Source organism: Vibrio sp. S457-15 (assembly GCF_000960545.1).
Taxonomy (GTDB): Bacteria; Pseudomonadota; Gammaproteobacteria; order Enterobacterales; family Vibrionaceae; genus Vibrio; species Vibrio parahaemolyticus.
The window spans coordinates 1-1392 of the sequence record NZ_JYOQ01000059.1 but is presented as its reverse complement, the minus strand read 5'-3'; the positions used below and the strand labels follow the sequence as shown (position 1 = coordinate 1392).

General features: G+C 52.6%; 1 rRNA gene. It reads left to right on the top strand.

What is annotated here, in order from left to right:
• Positions 1–1364: ribosomal RNA gene (locus tag UF05_RS07650) — 23S ribosomal RNA — on the top strand; the annotation flags it as partial.
• Between the last annotated feature and the right edge of the window lie 28 nt (positions 1365–1392).

Genomic DNA, 1392 nt, shown 5'->3' with positions numbered 1-1392 from the left:
GTGAAGTCATTGATGCCATGCTTCCAGGAAAAGCCTCTAAGCTTCAGATTGTAAGGAATCGTACCCCAAACCGACACAGGTGGTCGGGTAGAGAATACCAAGGCGCTTGAGAGAACTCGGGTGAAGGAACTAGGCAAAATGGTACCGTAACTTCGGGAGAAGGTACGCTCTCGACGGTGAAGTCCCTCGCGGATGGAGCTATTGAGAGTCGCAGATACCAGGTGGCTGCAACTGTTTATTAAAAACACAGCACTGTGCAAAATCGTAAGATGACGTATACGGTGTGACGCCTGCCCGGTGCCGGAAGGTTAATTGATGGGGTTAGACTTCGGTCGAAGCTCTTGATCGAAGCCCCGGTAAACGGCGGCCGTAACTATAACGGTCCTAAGGTAGCGAAATTCCTTGTCGGGTAAGTTCCGACCTGCACGAATGGCGTAATGATGGCCACGCTGTCTCCACCCGAGACTCAGTGAAATTGAAATCGCTGTGAAGATGCAGTGTACCCGCGGCTAGACGGAAAGACCCCGTGAACCTTTACTACAGCTTGGCACTGAACATTGACCCTACATGTGTAGGATAGGTGGGAGGCTTTGAAGCACGTACGCCAGTATGTGTGGAGCCGTCCTTGAAATACCACCCTTGTAGTGTTGATGTTCTAACGTCGACCCCTTATCGGGGTTGCGGACAGTGCCTGGTGGGTAGTTTGACTGGGGCGGTCTCCTCCCAAAGAGTAACGGAGGAGCACGAAGGTGGGCTAATCACGGTTGGACATCGTGAGGTTAGTGCAATGGCATAAGCCCGCTTGACTGCGAGAATGACAATTCGAGCAGGTGCGAAAGCAGGTCATAGTGATCCGGTGGTTCTGAATGGAAGGGCCATCGCTCAACGGATAAAAGGTACTCCGGGGATAACAGGCTGATACCGCCCAAGAGTTCATATCGACGGCGGTGTTTGGCACCTCGATGTCGGCTCATCACATCCTGGGGCTGAAGTCGGTCCCAAGGGTATGGCTGTTCGCCATTTAAAGTGGTACGCGAGCTGGGTTTAGAACGTCGTGAGACAGTTCGGTCCCTATCTGCCGTGGGCGTTGGAAGATTGAAGGGGGCTGCTCCTAGTACGAGAGGACCGGAGTGGACGAACCTCTGGTGTTCGGGTTGTGTCGCCAGACGCATTGCCCGGTAGCTAAGTTCGGAATCGATAACCGCTGAAAGCATCTAAGCGGGAAGCGAGCCCTGAGATGAGTCTTCCCTGATACTTTAAGTATCCTAAAGGGTTGTCGGAGACTACGACGTTGATAGGTCAGGTGTGTAAGTGCTGTGAGGCATTGAGCTAACTGATACTAATTGCCCGTGAGGCTTAACCATACAACACCCAAGGGGTTTTGATGGACTC